At 60.4% G+C, this 371-nt stretch carries 1 protein-coding gene; it reads right to left on the bottom strand.

What is annotated here, in order from left to right:
* On the bottom strand, nt 1–371 hold a 371-nt coding region (locus tag EZV76_RS17035), incomplete at both ends, for a PKD domain-containing protein (protein WP_136567712.1).

The following is a 371-nucleotide window of genomic DNA, read 5'->3' as shown; positions in this document are numbered from 1 at the left end:
CGCCAAGGTGGAGCTGCCACCGTCGCCAAAGTCCCAACTGTGCGACACCACCCCCACATCGTCCGTGGAGCCACTGCCCGTAAAACTGACCTCCAATGGCGCATTGCCCGTCAAAGGGCTCGCCGTGGCAACCGCTACCGGGGCCGAATTGCCTGCTTGGGTCACCGTTATGGAGATTGTGTCAATATCCGTTTCGCCTTCCCCATCCTGTACGGTAAGGGTTGCGGTATAGCTTCCCGGTGAGGAATAGGTGTGGACGGGGTCCGCCAAGGTGGAGCTGCCACCGTCGCCAAAGTCCCAACTGTGCGACACCACCCCCACATCGTCCGTGGAGCCACTGCCCGTAAAACTGACCTCCAATGGCGCATTAT

The sequence above is a fragment of the Flagellimonas alvinocaridis genome (assembly GCF_004916895.1).
Taxonomy (GTDB): Bacteria; Bacteroidota; Bacteroidia; order Flavobacteriales; family Flavobacteriaceae; genus Flagellimonas; species Flagellimonas alvinocaridis.
Note: the sequence above shows the minus strand (reverse complement) of the source record. Positions and strands in the feature narration are given on the sequence as shown.